Origin of the sequence: Streptomyces sp. 1222.5 (assembly GCF_900105245.1) — a bacterium.
Lineage (GTDB): Bacteria > Actinomycetota > Actinomycetes > Streptomycetales > Streptomycetaceae > Streptomyces > Streptomyces albidocamelliae.
The window spans coordinates 2,251,399-2,269,914 of record NZ_FNSZ01000001.1 but is presented as its reverse complement, the minus strand read 5'-3'; the positions used below and the strand labels follow the sequence as shown (position 1 = coordinate 2,269,914).

At 72.3% G+C, this 18,516-nt stretch carries 17 protein-coding genes; 11 read left to right on the top strand and 6 right to left on the bottom strand.

Annotated elements, in window-relative coordinates:
• Positions 1–36 precede the first annotated feature (36 nt).
• From BLW57_RS10210 to BLW57_RS10195, 4 genes are all read left to right on the top strand, one after another.
• Positions 37–1,167, top strand: a complete 1,131-nt coding sequence (locus BLW57_RS10210; RefSeq protein WP_176985532.1) for an ABC transporter ATP-binding protein — start codon at positions 37–39, stop codon at positions 1,165–1,167.
• Positions 1,164–1,817, top strand: a complete 654-nt coding sequence (locus BLW57_RS10205) for an ABC transporter permease (RefSeq protein ID WP_093473857.1) — start codon at positions 1,164–1,166, stop codon at positions 1,815–1,817. Before BLW57_RS10210 ends, BLW57_RS10205 begins: the two co-directional genes overlap by 4 nt.
• Positions 1,814–2,482 carry an ABC transporter permease gene (locus BLW57_RS10200; protein WP_093473856.1) on the top strand — a complete coding sequence of 223 codons (669 nt, stop codon included), beginning with the start codon at positions 1,814–1,816 and terminating at the stop codon, positions 2,480–2,482. Before BLW57_RS10205 ends, BLW57_RS10200 begins: the two co-directional genes overlap by 4 nt.
• A 166-nt stretch (positions 2,483–2,648) precedes the next feature.
• The gene (locus BLW57_RS10195) at positions 2,649–3,605 is read left to right on the top strand and encodes an ABC transporter substrate-binding protein (protein ID WP_093473854.1); all 957 of its coding nucleotides are present in this window, start codon (positions 2,649–2,651) and stop codon (positions 3,603–3,605) included.
• Positions 3,606–3,703: 98 nt separating this feature from the next.
• Here BLW57_RS10195 and BLW57_RS10190 read toward each other — a convergent pair whose 3' ends face one another.
• The 3 genes from BLW57_RS10190 to BLW57_RS10180 form a co-directional block, all read right to left on the bottom strand.
• Positions 3,704–4,159: a tellurite resistance TerB family protein gene (locus tag BLW57_RS10190; RefSeq protein ID WP_093473853.1), complete on the bottom strand. Its 456-nt coding sequence runs from the start codon at positions 4,157–4,159 to the stop codon at positions 3,704–3,706.
• Positions 4,160–4,255: 96 nt separating this feature from the next.
• A complete protein-coding gene (locus BLW57_RS10185) occupies positions 4,256–4,714 on the bottom strand; it encodes a DUF6114 domain-containing protein (protein ID WP_256339454.1) in 459 nt (152 codons plus the stop codon).
• 5 nt (positions 4,715–4,719) lie between these two features.
• A complete protein-coding gene (locus tag BLW57_RS10180; RefSeq protein WP_093473850.1) occupies positions 4,720–5,421 on the bottom strand; it encodes a DUF6230 family protein in 702 nt (233 codons plus the stop codon).
• A gap of 635 nt (positions 5,422–6,056) precedes the next feature.
• Between BLW57_RS10180 and BLW57_RS10175 the strand changes: the two genes are divergently transcribed.
• On the top strand, positions 6,057–6,710 hold the full coding sequence (locus BLW57_RS10175; protein ID WP_093473848.1) for a Tat pathway signal sequence domain protein: 654 nt from the start codon (positions 6,057–6,059) through the stop codon (positions 6,708–6,710).
• An 18-nt stretch (positions 6,711–6,728) separates the two neighbouring features.
• Here BLW57_RS10175 and BLW57_RS10170 read toward each other — a convergent pair whose 3' ends face one another.
• Positions 6,729–7,682 carry a lytic polysaccharide monooxygenase auxiliary activity family 9 protein gene (locus BLW57_RS10170; protein ID WP_093473847.1) on the bottom strand — a complete coding sequence of 318 codons (954 nt, stop codon included), beginning with the start codon at positions 7,680–7,682 and terminating at the stop codon, positions 6,729–6,731.
• A gap of 435 nt (positions 7,683–8,117) precedes the next feature.
• On the opposite strand from BLW57_RS10170, the gene BLW57_RS10165 reads away from it, so the two are divergent.
• Complete coding sequence (locus BLW57_RS10165; protein WP_093473845.1) at positions 8,118–8,765, top strand: ScbR family autoregulator-binding transcription factor; 648 nt, start codon at positions 8,118–8,120, stop codon at positions 8,763–8,765.
• Positions 8,766–8,787: 22 nt separating this feature from the next.
• Positions 8,788–9,972 (top strand): damage-control phosphatase ARMT1 family protein, encoded by a 1,185-nt coding sequence (locus tag BLW57_RS10160; protein ID WP_093480635.1) that lies wholly within the window; start codon positions 8,788–8,790, stop codon positions 9,970–9,972.
• On the opposite strand, the gene BLW57_RS10155 is transcribed toward BLW57_RS10160, so the two are convergent.
• Both BLW57_RS10155 and BLW57_RS10150 read right to left on the bottom strand, forming a co-directional pair.
• Positions 9,965–11,227: a cytochrome P450 gene (locus BLW57_RS10155; protein WP_093473844.1), complete on the bottom strand. Its 1,263-nt coding sequence runs from the start codon at positions 11,225–11,227 to the stop codon at positions 9,965–9,967. The two genes, BLW57_RS10160 and BLW57_RS10155, sit on opposite strands and share 8 nt — an antisense overlap.
• Positions 11,224–12,042 (bottom strand): alpha/beta fold hydrolase, encoded by an 819-nt coding sequence (locus BLW57_RS10150; protein ID WP_093473842.1) that lies wholly within the window; start codon positions 12,040–12,042, stop codon positions 11,224–11,226. The genes BLW57_RS10155 and BLW57_RS10150 overlap by 4 nt, the downstream gene beginning before the upstream one ends.
• A gap of 177 nt (positions 12,043–12,219) precedes the next feature.
• Between BLW57_RS10150 and cyc2 the strand changes: the two genes are divergently transcribed.
• From cyc2 to BLW57_RS10130, 4 genes are all read left to right on the top strand, one after another.
• Complete coding sequence (cyc2, locus tag BLW57_RS10145; RefSeq protein ID WP_093473841.1) at positions 12,220–14,382, top strand: germacradienol/geosmin synthase Cyc2; 2,163 nt, start codon at positions 12,220–12,222, stop codon at positions 14,380–14,382.
• 181 nt (positions 14,383–14,563) lie between these two features.
• A complete protein-coding gene (phsA, locus tag BLW57_RS10140) occupies positions 14,564–16,438 on the top strand; it encodes an O-aminophenol oxidase PhsA (protein ID WP_093473839.1) in 1,875 nt (624 codons plus the stop codon).
• A gap of 119 nt (positions 16,439–16,557) precedes the next feature.
• The gene (locus BLW57_RS10135; RefSeq protein WP_093473838.1) at positions 16,558–17,121 is read left to right on the top strand and encodes a PDZ domain-containing protein; all 564 of its coding nucleotides are present in this window, start codon (positions 16,558–16,560) and stop codon (positions 17,119–17,121) included.
• A 263-nt stretch (positions 17,122–17,384) separates the two neighbouring features.
• Positions 17,385–18,512, top strand: coding sequence for an aminopeptidase P family protein (locus tag BLW57_RS10130; RefSeq protein WP_093473836.1), 1,128 nt, complete (start codon positions 17,385–17,387; stop codon positions 18,510–18,512).
• Positions 18,513–18,516: the final 4 nt, after the last annotated feature.

Genomic DNA, 18,516 nt, shown 5'->3' with positions numbered 1-18,516 from the left:
GGCGAAAGCTGCCAAACCCGAAGGGTACTCGGCGTTTTGATACGGATAGATTCAGTCACCAAGCGATATCCGGACGGCACGGTCGCGGTCGACCGACTGTCGCTGGAGATACCGGACCGCGCGATCACCGTCCTCGTCGGGCCCTCCGGCTGCGGCAAGACGACGACCCTGCGGATGATCAACCGGATGGTCGAACCCACTGAGGGCAGCATCCTCCTCGACGGCCGCGACATCCGGCAGCAGCCGGTCAACACCCTGCGCCGGTCGATGGGTTACGTCATCCAGAACGCCGGGCTCTTCCAGCACCGCACCATCCTCGACAACATCGCCACCGTGCCCCGGCTGCTCGGCCGCAGCAAGCAGCAGGCACGCACCCGGGCCGCGGAGCTGATGGAACGGGTCGGCCTGGACACTTCGTTGGCCAAGCGGTACCCCTACCAGCTCTCCGGCGGCCAGCAGCAGCGGGTCGGCGTGGCCCGCGCGCTCGCCGCCGACCCGCCGGTGCTGCTGATGGACGAGCCCTTCTCCGCCGTCGACCCCGTGGTCCGCAAGGGCCTGCAGGACGAACTCCTGCGCATCCAGGACGAGCTGGGCAAGACCATCGTGTTCGTCACGCACGACATCGACGAGGCGATCAAACTCGGCACGATGGTCGCCGTACTGCGCACCGGCGGCCGGCTCGCCCAGTTCGCCCCGCCCGCCGAACTGCTCAGCGCACCCGCCGACTCCTTCGTGGAGGACTTCCTCGGCGCCGACCGCGGCATCCGCCGGCTGTCCTTCTTCCCGTCCGCGGACCTGGAGTTGGAGACCGCGCCGCTGGTGGGGATCGACGCGGACGCCGAACGGCTCGCCTCCCGGGCCACGGCTCCCTACCTCCTCGTCACCGACTCCGACGGCAGGCCGCTCGGCTGGAGCGAGCCGGACCGGCTTGCCGCCGGCGAGATCGACCGCGAGCGGCTCATCGACCACGGCCGTCCGTTCGTGCCCGGCACCGACTCGCTGCGCGCGGCGCTCGACGGGGCCGTGCTGTCGCCGACCGGCTGGGCCGTCGCCGTGGACGACGCGGGACGCGCGGTCGGCGTCGTCTCCCAGCAGGTCATCGGGGAGGCGATCCGGGCCGCCCACAGCCGGGTGGCCGAGGACGCGGCGGTGAAGGCCGCCCCATGAACGGCTTCTTCGACCTCCCGAGCGACCTCCAGTACGGCTACCTGGGACTCGTCGGCCTGCATCTGCGCGAGGGCCTGCTGCCGGTGCTGGCCGGGCTCCTCGTCGCCCTGCCGGTGGCCCAGCTCTGCGTCCGCTTCCGCTGGGTCTACCCGCCCGTCCTCGGCGTCACCACGGTGCTCTACTCCATCCCCTCGCTGGCCTTCTTCGTCGTCCTCATCGACTACTTCGGCCAGAGCGAGACCACGGTGATGGTCCCGCTCGCGATCTACAGCCTGGTGGTGCTGGTCCCGGCGATCGTGGACGGCGTCCGCTCGGTCCCGCCGGAGACCCTGGCCGCCGCGCAGGCCATGGGCTTCGGTCCCGTACGCCGTTACGCACAGGTCCAGTTGCCCATCGCGGTGCCCGCGATCATCGCCGGCCTCCGGGTGGCCACCGTGTCCAGCCTCTCCCTGGTCAGCGTCGGCATGCTCATCGGCAACCAGGGCGCCCTCGGCAACATGCTGTACGCCGCCACCACATACCACCGGCCGGCCCTGGCCGTGAACTCGGTGCTCACCACGGCGGTGCTGGGGATCCTCGCCGACGCCCTGCTCGTCCTCGTCCGCCGCCTCCTCACCCCCTGGATGCCGACGAAGGGTGCCACCCGGTGAACGTACTGAACTTCGCGCACGCCTTCTTCGGCGACGCCTCCCACTGGCAGGGGTACGACGGCATCCCCACCCGGCTGGTCGAGCACGTCAGGTACTCGCTGGAGGCCCTCCTCCTCGCCGCCCTGATCGGGCTGCCCGTCGGACTGGTCACCGGGCACTACGGGCGTGGCGGCAACGCCCTCGCGCTGATCGCCACCGCCGGGCGGGCGCTGCCCAGCTTCGGTCTGCTGGTGCTGATGTTCATCTGGATCGGGTTCGGCCTGCTGCCCGTCATGATCCCGCTGGTCGTGCTCGCCGTACCGCCGATCCTGGTCACCACCTACGAGGCGGTCCGCTCCGTGGACCCCTCGCCGGTGGACGCCGCGCGGGGCATGGGCATGCCGGAGGCGCGGGTGCTGTTCCAGGTGGAACTGCCGGTCGCGCTCCCGCTGATCCTGAGCGGACTGCGCACCGCGGCTATCCAGATCGTGTCCACGGCGACCATCGCCGCCTACGTCAGCCTCGGCGGTCTCGGCCGCTACATCATCGACGGCCTCTACCAGCGCAACTACGAGAAGGTCGTGGGCGGCGCCACCCTGGTCGCCGGTCTCGCCCTCGCCACCCTCGCGGTGTTCTGGGCGGCGTCCCGGCTCACCGTGTCGCCCGGGGTGCGCCGCGGCGGCTGACGCCGACCGCCCAGGCGGGCACGCCTCTTTGAATCCGTACGGCTCGGCCTGTGTGAAGAGGCCGTTACAAGGCATCCGCCTTATACCCACAACTGACCACAGATCGAGGCCAATCGGTGCCCCGGGGCACTTGACTGACCGAGAACAGGCTGGATTGGATCAGCAAGTGACTTATACGACCCTTATCAGCAGGTCCATCCGGAGGAACCGAGGCGCGGCGGTCGTCGCCCTCGCGGCGGCGACGGCCCTGCTGGCGGGCTGCTCCTCCAACGACAAGGCCGACGACCCCCTGTCGGAAGGAAAGGCGAGCGGCGACGGCGTCGTCGTCGGCTCGAACAACTTCCCCGAGAGCACCCTGCTCGCCGACATCTACGGCGAAGCGCTCAAGGCCAAGGGGATCAAGGTCACCTACAAGCCGAACATCGGCAGCCGTGAGACGACCTACGGCCTCATCAAGAACGGTTCCCTGTCGGTGCTGCCGGAGTACAACGGCGCGCTGCTGGCGTATCTCGACCCGAAGGCCACCCCGAAGACCGCGGACGCCACCACGGACGCCATCGAGGCCAAGCTGGACTCCAAGCTGACCCTGCTGGAGCCCTCCACGGCCCAGAACAAGGACTCGGTCACGGTGAACGCGGCCACCGCGAAGAAGTACCACCTCACCGAGAAGTCGTCCATCGCCGACCTGAAGGACATCGCCAAGGACCTGGTCATCGGCGGCTCGCCGGAGTTCCAGACCCGGCAGCAGGGCCTGGTGGGCCTCAAGTCCGTCTACGGCCTCCAGTTCAAGTCCTTCAAGGCACTGGACGCGGGCGGCCCGCTCACCCAGGCGGCGCTCAAGAAGGACGCGGTGCAGGCCGCCGACCTCTTCACCACGGACCCGACCATCAGCAAGGAGAAGTTCGTCGTCCTCCAGGACCCGAAGAAGCTCTTCGGCTTCGAGAACGTCCAGCCGCTCGTTCACAAGGGCGCGCTGAACCAGAAGGGCGTCGACGCGCTCGACGCGGTCTCCGCGAAGCTGGACACCGCGACCCTGCTGGACCTGGACACCCAGGTGCAGACGGAGAACAAGGACCCGCTGGACGTGGCCAAGGCCTGGCTGAAGTCCGCCGGACTCGGCTGACCCCGCCGTGCCGGCCGCCGGCCGGCACCGTCGCGCACCGGGGACGGGGGCGCGGACCACGCCGTGGTCCGCGCCCCCGTCCCGTCGTCAGGCCCGGATCAGAGGTCGAACTCGTGGGGCGGCAGGTCCAGCGTGTAGCAGGCCTCGCGCACGACCGCCTGCTCGGTCTTGTCGAAGTCGCCGTCGGCGCCGCCGATCACGATGCCGATCTGGATGACGGCACGCGCCTCGGCGGGCTTCTTCTTCGCCTTGGCGACCTCCTGGAGCACGCTCACCTTGCCGAAGGCGAAGTCGGTCGTCAGCTTGCCCAGGTTCTCCTCGAAACGGCGCCGCAGGTCGTCCGCCGGGAAGTTCTGCAGCACCTCGTTGGTGGAGATGAGCTGGGCCACCCGCTGCCGCTCCGACGGGTCGACGGTCCCGTCGGCCGCCGCGACCAGTGCGCACATCGCCATGCTCGCGTCGCGGAACGCGCCGCTCTTCAGGTCGTTCTTCTTCGCCACCAACTGGGTCTGCATCTGCGACGCCGACACCTTGAAGCGGTCCCACAGGGCCATGCGCACTCCTCGTATCCCCGGCCGGCTGCTCAGCATGCCGACAGCAACTTCTACAGCACCGTAGAAACTTCCGGAGCGGCCGGGAAGTTCCGGAGATCAGGACCGAATCCCCGCAGACACGCGTGGGCGGCGCGCCGCCCGCCGTTCGGCCCGTGCCCGTTTGCGGCGTCGGCGGCGGCCGACGCGGGGCTCCTGGTCCGGGAGCCAGCCGAAGGTGAGGCAGCTGCCGGTCACGCCGAGGAGGAGACCGAGGAAGAAGCCGCCCAGGTTGGAGGTGAGCCAGGTGCCCAGGGAGAGCAGGACACCGGTGACGGAGTAGAACAGTCGCTGGGTGGGGTTGACGAGAACGAGCAGGCCCAGCAGCAGCATCAGCGTCGGCAGCAGATAGCCGGCCAGGCCCTGCATGCCGATGTGCATCACGACCTTCAGCGAGGCCTTCTCGGTGAGCAGGATCTCGCCGCCGCCCAGGGCGAGCAGCAGCCCGCCCCAGAACGGCCGGCGGGCTCGCCATCCGCGGAAGGCGAGCCTCGGTTCCCGGCGTGGACGGTCCGGCACGGCGGTCAGCAACCCGATTCGCTGAACCGGAGTTTGAGGCCCGGCAGCTTGAACACGCCAGCGGTCGTCGCGTAGTTGGTCTGTCGCAGATGGGCGATGCGTACGGTGTCCGCCTGCTGGCTGAAGACGCCGATCGGCCCCTTCACGCCCGCCTTGGTCAGCGTGCTCGCGTCGTTGCCGATCTCGATGTTGCCGAACGCCGCGTCACCCGTCAGCTCGGTGGAGTCGGTGGTCAGGTCGGTCGCGCTGACCTTCTCCGCCCCGCTGCCCGCGGTGATCAGCAGGTTGGTGCCGCCGAGGTCGACGCTCTGGCACAGCTTGGTGAGGGTGGCGTTCTTGATGGCGGAGGTGACCACGAGCACCTGACCGCCGGTGTCCCCGGCGTTGGGGCTGCCGTCCGCCATGTTGTCGAGCCCGCCGAACTGCTCGAAACCGGTGCCGCTGAGCTCGGTCGCGGTCACCGTGAACGGCATGCCGGAGATCGCGAACTGGACACCGAGCGCGCCCTGCGCGGTGAGGACCGCGAGGCCCGCGAGGACGAGCGTGGCGGGCACCGCCATCACCGCCGCCCGGCGGCCCCGGACGCGTCCGCGCCTCTCGCCGCCCCCGCTGCCGGCGACGGCGGTGCTCGGCACTTCGGACGAGGCACCCGGGTCCGGGATCTCGGGGGTGCTGTCTGCGGACGGGACGTCCGGGGACGAGGCCATGTCTGCTCCCAGGGGGCATGAAGGCGATGCGGATCGGGCTTCCGTGGCACGGTGTCCTGGCGCGGACAGCGGCTGCCGCTCACGCACCTCGCACTCCCTGCGGACGCAAGGGCTTTCTGACGGCGTGGGGGCGGCCTGCGAGGAAGTTACCGCCGGTTACATCGGGGGGTCAATACAGATGTGAGAAAAGGGTGTCGGATGTGCGCGACGCGCGCCTGCAACCATCAACAGCCCTTGTAATGCTTGACGTTGACATGGCATCAGGTTTACAACTTCACCTGTTTCCGCGGATCCGTGGCGCCGGGTCCGCCGAGCGGTACCGGCCGCGTTCCCGGCCCCGTCATGGCGACGCTTCCGCCGGTCCACCGCAATCGCTCACGCACCCGCACGGCAGTCGTTCCTCGCCGCGGCTCCGGCACGAACCCTTTCCCCCCGGGCCGGCCGGTGTCCGCCCGTGTCCCGCTCGTCGGCCGGAGGTTCACCCCCGGGACCTCCGGCCGGCGCCCCGCCTGCCGCCGTCGTGGGTCCGCCGCGTACGGAGAAGGCGCGACGGCCCCGCGCCGGCGGCATCACCCGTACGGCCCGCACAGCGCACGTCACCTCGTCCGAACCCCACTCAGGAAAGAGGCACCCGCATGCGTACGCGATCCCTGCCGGCTCTCGCCGGTACCGCCACCGCGCTCGCCCTCACGGTGGCCGCACCCGCCTTTGCCGACGGCACCGCCGTCCTCACCACCGGCGGCGCCGGCGGCACGGCCGCCGCGGCCGGCGACGTACTGACCGCGCCCCTGGCCCCGGGCACGTCGGCGAACTTCTACTCCAGTGCGACCGGCACCAGTGGCGTCAAGTGCACGTCGTCCCAGTTCACGGCCACCGTCACCGACAACCCGAGCGCGCCGGGCACGGCCACCGAGTCCGTCACCGCGCACACCTTCGACAGCGGCACCTGCACCAGCAACGTCATCGGTGTCCTCGGGGTCAACGGCATCACCATCGACAACCTGCCCTACACCGCGACGGTGGCCTCCGACGGCACCCTCTCCGTGCTGCCGCCGAGCGGCTCCGTCGTCCAGGCCACGGTCAAGCTGCGCACCCTGCTGGGCAGCGTCTCGTGCGTCTACCAGGCGGCCGGACTGACCGGCAAGGCCGACAACGCCGACAGCAGCATCACCTTCACCAACCAGCAGTTCACCAAGAGTTCCGGCTCGTCGCTGTGCTTCGCCAACGGCTACTTCACGGCCAAGTACGCGCCCGTCACCGACGGCGGAGCCCCGGTCTACGTCAACTGAGCCGTAGGCCGACGCGGTTCAGCGCCGCCGCAGACGCAGGGCCAGGGCGGCGCCCCCGGTGAGCACCAGCACCGCGGCGGCGCCGCCCGCCAGCAGGGGGGCCGAGGGTCCCGAGCCGCCGCGCGTCGCCTCCGCCGCGGGGGCGGCGTCCGTGGCGGCGTCGCTCTTCCGTGAACGCTCCTCCGCCGACGGCGTGGCCGACGCCACCGGCGCCGGGCTCTTCGCCGGGGAACCGCCCTCGGCCGAGGGCTTGCCGGCCCGGGGTGACGGCTTCCCGGACGCCGGGGCCGTCGCCCCTCCCGTGGCCCGCGCGGCGCCGGCCGCCGTGCCGCCCCCCGGGAAGACCACGTCGGAGCACGAGTAGTAGGTGTCCGGGGTGCTGCTGTTCTGCCAGATCGTGTAGAGCACCTGACGGCCCGTCCGGTCGGCCGGCAGCTTCACCCCGAACCGATAGGCGCCGTTCCGCAGCGGTGGGTCGGTGATCTCGGCGAAGGGCCGCTCGGGCAGGTCGGACCACTTCAGCGGCTTCGCCGGGTCGTAACCGGGCCTGGTCAGGTACAGCCGGAACGTGCCCTCGTGCGCGATCGTCGAGGCGTACGTCATCGTCAGCCGGCCCCCGGGCGCCAGCCGGGTCGCCGGCCAGTCCCGCCGGGCCAGGTCGAGGCCCCGGTACGCGGGCAGGTTCCCGCTGCACAGCCGGCCGTCCGGAATCACCTGCCGGTCCCGCCCCCCCACCCCGGCCACCCGCAGGTTGTCCCACGCCGTGAACGGAGCGCCGTTCGCGGCGACCGCGGCCCCGCACGCCGCCGAACGGGCGGCGTCGCCGCCCTCGGGGGAGCAGGCGTAGACCCGGCTGACCGGGTCGGTGGGGGCTCCGTGCGCCAGGGCGGGCCCGGCCGTCCACGGCAGCAGCAGGAGCGGTGCCGCGGCGGCGGCCGCCGTGACGCCCAGTCGGGCGGTGTTCCGAGTCATCGGGGACGTCTCCTGGGCAGGCGCGGCAACGGGGTCTTGCGGAGTCCTGTACGGCGCGTGCGCCCCCCGTGTTCAGCGCAACGGCCCGGCCGCCGCCCAGGGGGGCGCGCAGAACCGACCGGTTCCACTGCTTCGCGCCCCCCGTGCGACCCCGTTGAGGTGCCGGCCGTCCGCCTCGTATCGTGGCGATCATGGGTGCGGCACCCGTCGCCCTGCGGCTGCCGGGAACAGCGCCACGAAGGGGGGAGCCGTTCTGGTCTCGTCCGTGCACGGACCGCCGAGCGTCCCGACGGCGGCCGGACGCACGGCTGACACGTGTCCCGCCGCGAGGCCCCGGCCCCGGACTCCCGCCGCCCTCCCGTGAGTTATCGTATGCAACGGGTGAAAAACAAACCGCATGTCCCGTTCGTTGGAGTCGCGAGGAAGGGTCACACGATGGCGAGGCAGTTACGTGCTGAGCAGACCCGGGCAACGATCATCACGGCTGCCGCCGATCTGTTCGACCAGCACGGCTACGAGTCCACCAGCCTGAGTGACATCGTCGCGCACGCGAAGGTCACCAAGGGTGCGCTGTACTTCCACTTCGCCGCCAAGGAGGACCTGGCCCACGCCATCCTGGAACTCCAGGCCGAGGCCGCCAGGCAGCTCGTGAACGAGGTCGAGGGGCGCGGCTACTCCTCGCTGGAGTCCTTGATGCGGACCACCTTCGGCATCGCCCGGCTCGCCGTGGAGGACCCCGTGCCCCGCGCCGGACTCCGCCTGGCCACCGCGGACATAGCGGTACGGCCCCCCATGCGCCACCCCTTCACCGAGTGGCTGGAGTTCGCCACCCGGAAGTTCACCGGAGCCGTCCGGGAGTCCGACGTGCACGGCGACCTGGACGTCGGCATGGTCGCGCACTCCCTCGTCTGCTTCTTCGTCGGCACCCGGGTCGCCGGCCGCTCGCTCGAACCGGTCGGACGACTTCCGCGCCGGGTCGCCGAGATGTGGCACCTGATGATCCGGGGTCTGGTCCCGGTGCACCGCCGCCCCCGCTACGTCAGCCTCGCCACGCAGCTGGAGCGGGAGATCAGAACCGCCTGACGTGCGGGGTACGGTGACGGACATGGCCGACACCCCGTTCGCACCCGTGATCGTCGGCAACGAACCCGGCTCGTTCCCGCACAGCGTGCTGGCCGAGCGGCACCCCGCGATCATCAGCCAGGTGCGGGACGCCTTCCCGTACGGCCCCGGACAGCACCGGGCGCTGGACGACCTGCTGAAGAGCTGCACCGAGGGGACCGTCGAACCGCTGCCCGCCGACGCCCCGGACCGGGACCGCTGGCAGGAGTGGGACCTGGCCGAGCACACCGGGCGGTCCTGGTACGACGTGCCGTGGCTGTGGTCCGAGAGCTGGTTCTACCGCCGCCTGCTCCAGGCCGTCGGATACTTCGGCCCGGGCGCCTGGCAGGGTGTCGACCCCTTCCGGCCGTTCAAGCGCGCGGAACTCGACGCTCCGGAGACCGGCGAGGAACTGGCGGCCCTGGACGGCCTGCGGGACCTGCCCGAGGAGGACCGGGCCCGCGCGCTGCTGCACGGCTCACTGTGGGGCAACCGCGCCGACCTGGGTTTCCGGCTCTCCGCCGTGGACGCCGAGGCCCGCGAGCCGGCCCCCGCGCTGGTCGCCGACGACAGCGAGGAGCTGTGGTCGCTGCTGCCGCCCGGCGGGGCGGGCACCCTCGTCCTGGTCGCGGACAACGCGGGCCGCGAACTCGTCCCCGACCTGTTGCTGATCGCCCATCTCCTCACCGAGGGGCGGGCGGCGCGTGCGGTGCTGCACGTCAAGCCGTACCCGTACTACGTCTCCGACGCCACCACCGCCGACGTGGTCGACGCCCTGCGCCGGCTGCGCACCGCCCCGGGCGCGGCCGGTGAGTACGGCCGCGCCCTCTGGTCGGCCCTCGGCGACGGCCGGCTCGACGTCCGCGCCCACCCGTTCTCCTGCGCGCCGCTGCCGTACGAGCGGATGCCCGGCGACCTGCGGGCCGACTTCGCGGCGGCCACGCTGACCCTGCTCAAGGGAGACCTCAACTACCGGCGCCTGGTGGGCGACCGGCTGTGGCCGCCGACCACACCGTTCGCACGGGTGACCGGACGCTTCCCCGGACCGGTCGGCGCCCTGCGCACCCTCAAGTCCGACGTGATCACCGGTCTTTCGGCGCGGACCGAGGACGCGCTGGTGGCGGCGGAGGGCCGGCGCTGGCGCACCGACGGCACGCACGCCCTCATCCAGGTGTCCTCGGCTACATGAGGTGCATCGGCAGCGACTTCACACCGTTGATGAAGTGGGACACCAGCCGCCCCGGAGGGCCGGACGGGCGTGGCCGGGGCACGGCACGCACCATCTCCTCGTAGAGCAACCGCAGTTGCAGACGGGCGAAGTGCGCGCCGAGGCAGACGTGCGGGCCGTCACCGAAGGAGACGTGCGGATTCGGGGAGCGGGCGAGGTCGAGCCGGTCCGGTCCGGCGAAGACCCGCTCGTCCCGGTTGGCGGAGGCGTGGAACACCACGACCTTGTCCCCGGCCCGGATCCGCCGCCCCGCCAGCTCGGTGTCCCGCACGGCCGTCCGGCGGAACGTCAGCACCGGCGGATGCCAGCGCAGCAACTCCTCCACGGCCGCGGCCGGTTCCGCCTTCCCGGCGCGGAGCTGCTCGTACGCCTCCGGGTGCCCGGCGAGGGCCGACAGCCCGCCCGGGGCGGCGCTGCGCACCGTGTCGTTGCCCGCGACGGTGAGCAGGAAGAAGAACATCTCCAGCTCGGCCGGGGCGAGCCGGCCGTCCTGGGCGAGGGTCGTCATGACGTCGTCGGCGGGATGCCGCCGCTTGTGCGCGGCCAGGTCCCGCGCATAGGCGAACATGTCCCCGAGCATCGCCGGTGAGCGCGGGTCGACGGGCCGGCCCGCCCCGTCCAGCACCGGGTCCCCCGCCTCGTCCGGGTCCTGGTAGCCGATGACCCGCTGGGTCCAGCGCAGCAGCAGCCGCCGGTCGTCCTCCGGGACGCCCAGCAGATCCGCCAGGTTCAGCAGCGCGTACTCGTCGGTGACCGTGGCCACCAGGTCGGCCGTGCCGTCCCCCTGCCGGGCCCGTTCCAGCGCCCCCGCCAGCAGGGTGCGCGCCCGCTCCCGGGCGAGGGCCGCGAACCGGTCGACCCGTGCCGGCGTGAACGCCCGGCTCACCAGCCGTCGCAGCCGGTTGTGGTGCGGCGGGTCCTGGTTGAGCATCATCCGGCGGATGTACGGCAGGTCCGCCGGATCGGGATCGCGGATCTGGGTCGCGCCCAGGTACGACGAGTACACCTGAGCGTCCTTCAGCACCCGGACGACGTCCGCGTGCCGGGTCACCGCCCAGAAGCCGGGGCCGGCCGGCCAGCCCAGCACCTCCGGCTCCTCCTGCCAGGCCACCGGATGGTGGTCGCGCAGCACCCGGTAGTCGTCGTACGGCACCCCGCGCGCGTACCGGCGCGGGTCGAACACGTCCGGCACCGGCGGGGCCTCGCGCACGCTCACGCCGGCTCGCCCGCGACGGCCCGGTCCCGGCCGGCGGCCGGGACCGCGCCGTCCGCGCGCAGGAAGTCCTCCACCAGCCGGATCAGGTCCAGCGGTGCCTCGTCCATCGCGTAGTGGCCGGCGGTCGGCAGCGCGACCAGTTCGGCGCGCGGGTACCAGGACAGCCAGGTCTCCCGCAGCACCGCCGGTGACAGCGCCGGATCGAGTTCACCGGCCACAGCCAGCGCGGGCACCTCGCTGCCCTCGACGTCGGCGCGGAAGTCGTCCCCGGCCCACGAGTCCAGCCAGGCCCGGAACGCCTTGGCGTCACTGCGCTCCAGCGAGCGGGCGACCATCCGGTCCAGCCACGCCGCGGGACGGCGGCTCCCGGTGGTGAAGTCGATGATCATGCGCCGGTTCTCCGCCTTGTGCGCCGCGTCCCGGAACAACTCGCCCTGCTCGTCGGGCAGGGGCATGCCCGAGGCCGGCACGGGCGACACACCGGCGATCCGCCGCAGCCGGTGCGGGGCGACGGACAGCAGCCGCTGCGCCACCGCGCCGCCCATGGAGTGCCCGATCACCGAGAACCGCTCCCAGCCGAGCCGGTCGGCCAGCTCCACCAGGTCAGCGGCCGCCTCGGCCGTGGTGTACGAGCCCACGGCGTCCCGGGCCGCGCCGTAGCCGCGCAGGTCGACCAGCGCGTAGGTGAAGGCGGTGCGGTCGAGGTCCGGCAGGACGGCGGCCCAGGCATTCCGGTCGGCGAACCAGCCGTGCACGGCGAACACCTTGTGTGCGCCGTCGCCGTGCACCTCATGGGGCAGTACGAAGGAGGTCATGGGGCTACCGTGGCGCCCGCGCGGCCGGCTCGGCAAGGGGGCGTACGACGGCCGGCCCGCGCGGTGAACGCCCATATCCGCCCCGGAAGTTCCGGGTTTCGCGGTCCTTTCACGCGATGGTGTGATCATGTCCGGCGTGGCGGATGGGGCTCGGCGGCCGCGGGTAGGGCCCGGGCCATGACGCAGCCGTTCGAACTCCCGCACTTCTACATGCCGTATCCCGCCCGGCTCAATCCGCACCTCGAGGAGGCCCGCGCCCACTCGACCGCGTGGGCGCGCGAGATGGGCATGCTGGAAGGCTCCGGGATCTGGGGGCAGGCCGACCTGGAGGCGCACGACTACGGACTGCTGTGCGCCTACACCCACCCCGACTGCGACGGGCCCGCCCTCTCGCTCATCACCGACTGGTACGTGTGGGTGTTCTTCTTCGACGACCACTTCCTGGACATGTTCAAGCGCACCCAGGACCGCGCCGCCGGCAAGGCCCACCTGGACCGGTTGCCCCTGTTCATGCCGCTCGACCCCGCGACGCCCGTACCCGCACCGGAGAACCCCGTCGAGGCCGGGCTGCGGGACCTGTGGGCGCGTACGGTGCCGGCGATGTCCGTGGACTGGCGCCGCCGGTTCTCCGTGGCCACCGAGCACCTGCTCAACGAGTCGATGTGGGAGCTGTCCAACATCAACGAGGGGCGCATCGCCAACCCCGTCGAGTACATCGAGATGCGCCGCAAGGTGGGCGGCGCCCCCTGGTCGGCGGGGCTGGTGGAGTACGCGACCGCCGAGGTGCCCGCCCGGGTCGCCACCACCCGGCCGCTGCGGGTGCTGATGGAGACCTTCTCCGACGCCGTCCACCTGCGCAACGACCTGTTCTCCTACCAGCGCGAGGTGGAGGACGAGGGGGAGAACAGCAACGGCGTGCTCGTCCTGGAGAAGTTCTTCGGCTGCACCACCCAGGAGGCCGCCGAGACCGTCAACGACATCCTCACCTCACGCCTGCACCAGTTCGAGCACACCGCGCTGACCGAGGTCCCGGCCGTCGCCCTGGAGCAGGCACTCCGGCCGGACGAGGCCGCCGCGGTCGCCGCCTACACCAAGGGACTCCAGGACTGGCAGTCCGGCGGCCACGAATGGCACCTGCGCTCCAGCCGCTACATGAACAAGGGTGCCCGCGACAGCACGCCGTGGCAGATCCCGAGCGGCCCGGGTGCCTCCGCCGCCGATGTCGGCGCGCTCCTCGCCGGCGCCGCCCGGGAGCGGCTGCGCGCCCACTCCCACGTGCCCCACCAGAAGGTCGGCCCGTCCCTGATCCCCGAGTTCCACATGCCGTACGAGTCGGCGCTGAGTCCGCACGTGGACGCCGCCCGGCGCCGTCTCGTCGCCTGGTCGCATCGCACGGGCATCCTCCAGGAGGGCGTCTGGGACGAGGACAAGCTCGCCGCGTACGACCTGGCGCTGTGCTCCGCCGGCCTGGACCCGGACGCCACTCCCGAGGCCCTCGACCTCAGCGCCCAGTGGCTCGCCTGGGGGACGTACGGCGACGACTACTACCCCCTCGTGTACGGCCACCGCCGTGACCTCGCCGCCGCCCGGCTGACCACGGCCCGGCTGTCGGCCTGCATGCCGGTCGAGGGCGAGCGGGCCGTCGTCCCGGGCAACGCCATGGAGCGCGGGCTGATCGACCTCTGGGACCGCACCACCGCCGGCATGACGCCCGACCAGCGGCGCGGCCTCAAGGCGGCCGTGGACTCCATGACCGAGAGCTGGGTGTGGGAGCTCTCCAACCAGCTGCAGAACCGCATCCCCGACCCGGTCGACTACCTGGAGATGCGGCGCGCCACCTTCGGCTCGGACCTCACGCTGAGCCTGTGCCGCATGGGCCGGGGCCCCGCCGTACCCCCGGAGGTGTACCGCAGCGGCCCGGTGCGCTCCCTGGAGAACGCCGCCGTCGACTACGCCTGCCTGCTGAACGACATCTTCTCGTACCAGAAGGAGATCGAGTACGAAGGCGAGATCCACAACGCCGTCCTGGTCGTGCAGAACTTCTTCGGCGTGGACTACCCGACCGCGCTCGGCGTCGTCCACGACCTGACGACCCAGCGCATGCAGCAGTTCGAGCACGTGATCACCCATGAACTGCCCGTGCTGTACGACGACTTCCGGCTGTCCGAGGAGGCCCGGGCCGCCATGGACGGCTACGTCCTCGACCTGCAGAACTGGCTCGCCGGCATCCTGAACTGGCACCGCCGCGTCGACCGCTACAAGGCCGAGTGGCTCGGCCGCCGGGCCCACGGCTTCCTGCCGGACCGGGCGCCCGGCACCCCGGCACTGTCACCCGCCTGACCGCCTCCGCACGAGCCGTGGACCGGGACCGGTCCACGGCTCGCGGCACGTCCGGCGCCGGTCGCCGAATCTCCGCGTACGGAACCGGGCATTCAGGGAACTTCCGTGACTCCCAAGGGGTCTTGCGAAGCGAGAGGAACGACGGACCACCAGACTTCGCGACACACGGGGGTGTTCGACCATGACCGAGACCATCGAGAAGCCGGCCGCGCGGACCACGGAGGAGAAGGCGCCCGAACCCGGTGAACTCACGCCGTACGCGGCGCCGTTATCGGTGCCCACCGTCCTGCGTCCCGCCGCGGACGACGTCCTGCGCGAGACCGAGATCGCCCTGCGCCCCACCTGGGTGCGCCTGCACCCGCAGCTCCCGCCGACCCTGATGTGGGGGTACGACGGCCAGGTGCCCGGGCCGACCATCGAGGTGCGGCGCGGCCGGCGGATCCGCATCGCCTGGACCAACCGCATCCCCGCAGGCGGCGAGTACCCGGTCACCTCCGTCGAGGTGCCCGTCCGCGCGCCCGGCACCCCGCCCGCCACCACCGAGCCCGGCCGCGGGGGCGCCGAGCCGAACAAGGACGTGGCCGCGCTGCCCGCCTGGTCGGTGACTCACCTGCACGGCGCCCAGACGGGCGGCGGCAACGACGGCTGGGCGGACAACGCCGTCGGCCACGGCGACGCCCAGCTGTCGGAGTACCCCAACGACCACCAGGCCGTGCAGTGGTGGTACCACGACCACGCCATGAACATCACCCGGTGGAACGTGATGACCGGCCTGTACGGCACCTACCTCGTCCGTGACGACGAGGAGGACGCCCTGGGGCTGCCCTCCGGCGACCGGGAGATCCCGTTGCTCGTCGCCGACCGCAACCTCGACACCGACGAGGACGGCCGCCTCAACGGCCGGCTGCTGCACAAGACGGTGGTCGTCCAGCAGAGCAACCCGGAGACCGGCAAGCCTGTCTCGCTGCCCTTCACCGGCCCCTACACCACGGTCAACGGCCGTATCTGGCCGTACGCCGAGGTCGACGCGGCCTGGTACCGCTTCCGGCTGGTCAACGCCTCCAACGCGCGCATCTTCGAGTTCGTCCTGATCGACGAGGACGGCGAGCCGGTGCCGGAGACCGTGTACCAGATCGGCAGCGACGGCGGACTGCTGCCGCGTCCCGTGCCGGTCGACTTCGACACGGAGATGCCCACGCTGACCGCGGCCCCGGCCGAGCGTTTCGACCTGCTCGTCGACTTCCGCGCCCTGGCGGGCCGCACCCTCCGGCTCGTCAACAAGGGCCCCGGCCGGCCGCCGGGCGTGCCGGACCCGGCCGGTGACGTGCGCTACCCGCACGTGCTGGAGTTCCGGGTCCGAGAGACGTGCGAGGAGGACACCTTCGAACTGCCCGAGGTCCTCTCCGGCTCCTTCCGCCGGCTGACCCACGACATCCCGCACGGGCACCGCCTCGTCCTGCTCACCCCGCCCGCCACCAAGGGCGCCGGCGGGCACCCGGAGATCTGGGAGATGACCGAGGTCGCCGCCCCGCACGGCCTGAAACTGCCGGCCGACGGCATCGTCCAGGTCACCGGCGCCGACGGGACCACGAAGACCTACCGGCGCACCGCGCGGACGTTCAACGACGGTCTGGGATTCACCGTCGCCGAGGGCAGCCACGAGCAGTGGAGCTTCCTCAACCTGGCGCCCATCGTGCACCCCATGCACATCCATCTGGCCGACTTCCAGCTGATGGGACGGGACGCCTACGACGTCTCCGGCTTCGACCCGGCGGCCGGCGGCACCCGTACGCCCCTGAGGTACGACGCCGGCCGGACGATCCCGCTCGCGCCCAACGAGCGCGGCCACAAGGACGTGTTCCGGGTGCCTGGCAACCAGCTGCTGCGGGTCATGGGCCGCTTCGACGGGGCGTACGGCCGGTTCATGTACCACTGCCACCTGCTGGAGCACGAGGACATGGGCATGATGAGGCCGTTCGTCGTGATGCCGCCGGAGGCCCTGAAGTTCGACCACGGCGGGGCGCACGGCGGCCACGGCGAGGGCCACACCGGCTGAGCGGGCCGGTGCCTCGACGGTCATGACTACCCTGCGCGACCCTCCGGCCAGTCTCACTCGTTCGTGTCTCGTCGCGGCGCGGTGCCCCGGGTAGAGCACCAGCCGGAGGCGAGCGAATCATGGAACAGACTGTGTTGCGGCCCAAGCCGATGCCCGGCCAGGACCGCCGGGGCGGGGACACCCCCGCCCCGGCCCGTCGCCCGCACGCCGCCCGGCGGCGCGGGCGGCGGCTGCGGACCCTGCTGCTCGGCCTGGCCGCCGGCACCCTGCTGCTGCTCGCCGGGGTCGGGGTCGGTACCGTCGGCGCCACGGTGATCGGCATGAGCAGACTGGCCGAACTGCAACGCCAGGCCCCATCGGCGGCCCCCTCGGGCAGGGCCACCCCCACGGCCGCCCCGGCCCCCGTCACGGCCGGCTCCGGGGCGACCCTGGGCGTGGAGGCCGTCGACGCGGAGAAGACGGGCGCGCTGGTGGTGGGCGTCCACGTGCCCGGCCCCGGCTTCACCGCCGGCCTGGTCCGCGGGGACGTCCTGCTCCAGTTCGGCGGTGCCCGCGTCGACACCGCCGCCGACCTCGCCCGGGCCGTCGCCCGCGCCACGCCCGGGAAGGCCGTCGTCCTCACCGTGCGTCACACCGGCGGCGGCTACCAGCAGTTGACGGCGACGCCGGGAGTGGTGACCTGAGGGGATCCGCGGACCACCCGGGCGGGCCGGGGCGCGCCGCGCGCGCCGCTCCGAAACCCTCTGGTGGCCCTCCGCCCCGCGCGCCATGATGGCCCCATGCCGAGCCCATTCTCCGCGCGCCACGGGCGACCCGCCGCCCCGGCGCCCGCGCGGTCACCGGGCCGGCCCGTTCCCGGCGACCGGCTCGCGCCGCCCCGCCCGGCCGGGCAGGATGCTGCCCGAGACGCCGTCGCCCGTTTCCCCACCCGCGCCCGGAGGCCCGGATGACCGGTAGTACGCCCGCGCCCTTCACCGCCGCCGAGTACGGCGCCCGCATGGAGCGTGCCGCCCGCTCGGCGGCCGACGCCGGCCTCGCCGGGCTGCTCGTGGCGCCGGGGCCGGACATGGTGTGGCTGACCGGATACACGCCCACCGCCGTCACCGAACGGCTCACCGTCCTGGTCCTCGCCCCCGGCCGCGAGCCCGTCCTGGTCGTCCCCACCCTCGAGGCCCCGGACGCCGAGAGCGCGGTCGGAGCCACGGCGCTGACACTGCGCGACTGGACCGACGGCAAGGATCCCTACGCGGTCACCGCTGCCCTCCTCGACGACCGCGGCCGGTTCGGCATCAGCGACAACACCTGGTCCCTGCACCTGCTGGGGCTCCAACGGACCCTGCCCGGCACCTCCTACGCCGCCCTCACCGACGTCCTGCCCATGCTCCGCGCGGTGAAGGACGCCGCCGAGGTGGACCTCCTCGCTGCCGCGGGCGCGGCCGCCGACGCCGCCTTCGAGGAGATCCGGAAGGTCCCCTTCGCCGGGCGCCGCGAGTCCGACATCGGCCACGACCTCGCCGGCCTGCTGCGCCGCTTCGGCCACTCGCAGGTCGACTTCACCATCGTCGGCTCCGGCCCCAACGGCGCCAACCCGCACCACGAGGTCGGCGACCGCGTCATCCGCGAGGGCGACATGGTCGTCCTCGACTTCGGCGGACTGAAGGACGGCTACGGCTCCGACACCACCCGCACGGTCCACGTCGGCGAGCCCACCGAGGAGGAGCGCCGGGTCCACGACGTCGTGCGCGCCGCCCAGGAGGCCGGCTTCCGGGCCGTACGACCGGGCGCGGCCTGCCAGGACGTCGACCGCGCCGCCCGCGCGGTGATCACCGACGCCGGCTACGGCGAGTACTTCATCCACCGCACCGGGCACGGCATCGGCGTCACCACGCACGAGCCGCCGTACATGATCGAGGGCGAGGAGCAGCCGCTCGTGCCCGGCATGTGCTTCTCCGTGGAGCCGGGCATCTACCTGCCGGGCCGGTTCGGGGTGCGCATCGAGGACATCGTCACGGTCACCGAGGACGGCGGCCGCCGCCTCAACGACACCACCCGTGAGATGGTCATAGTGGACTGAGCGG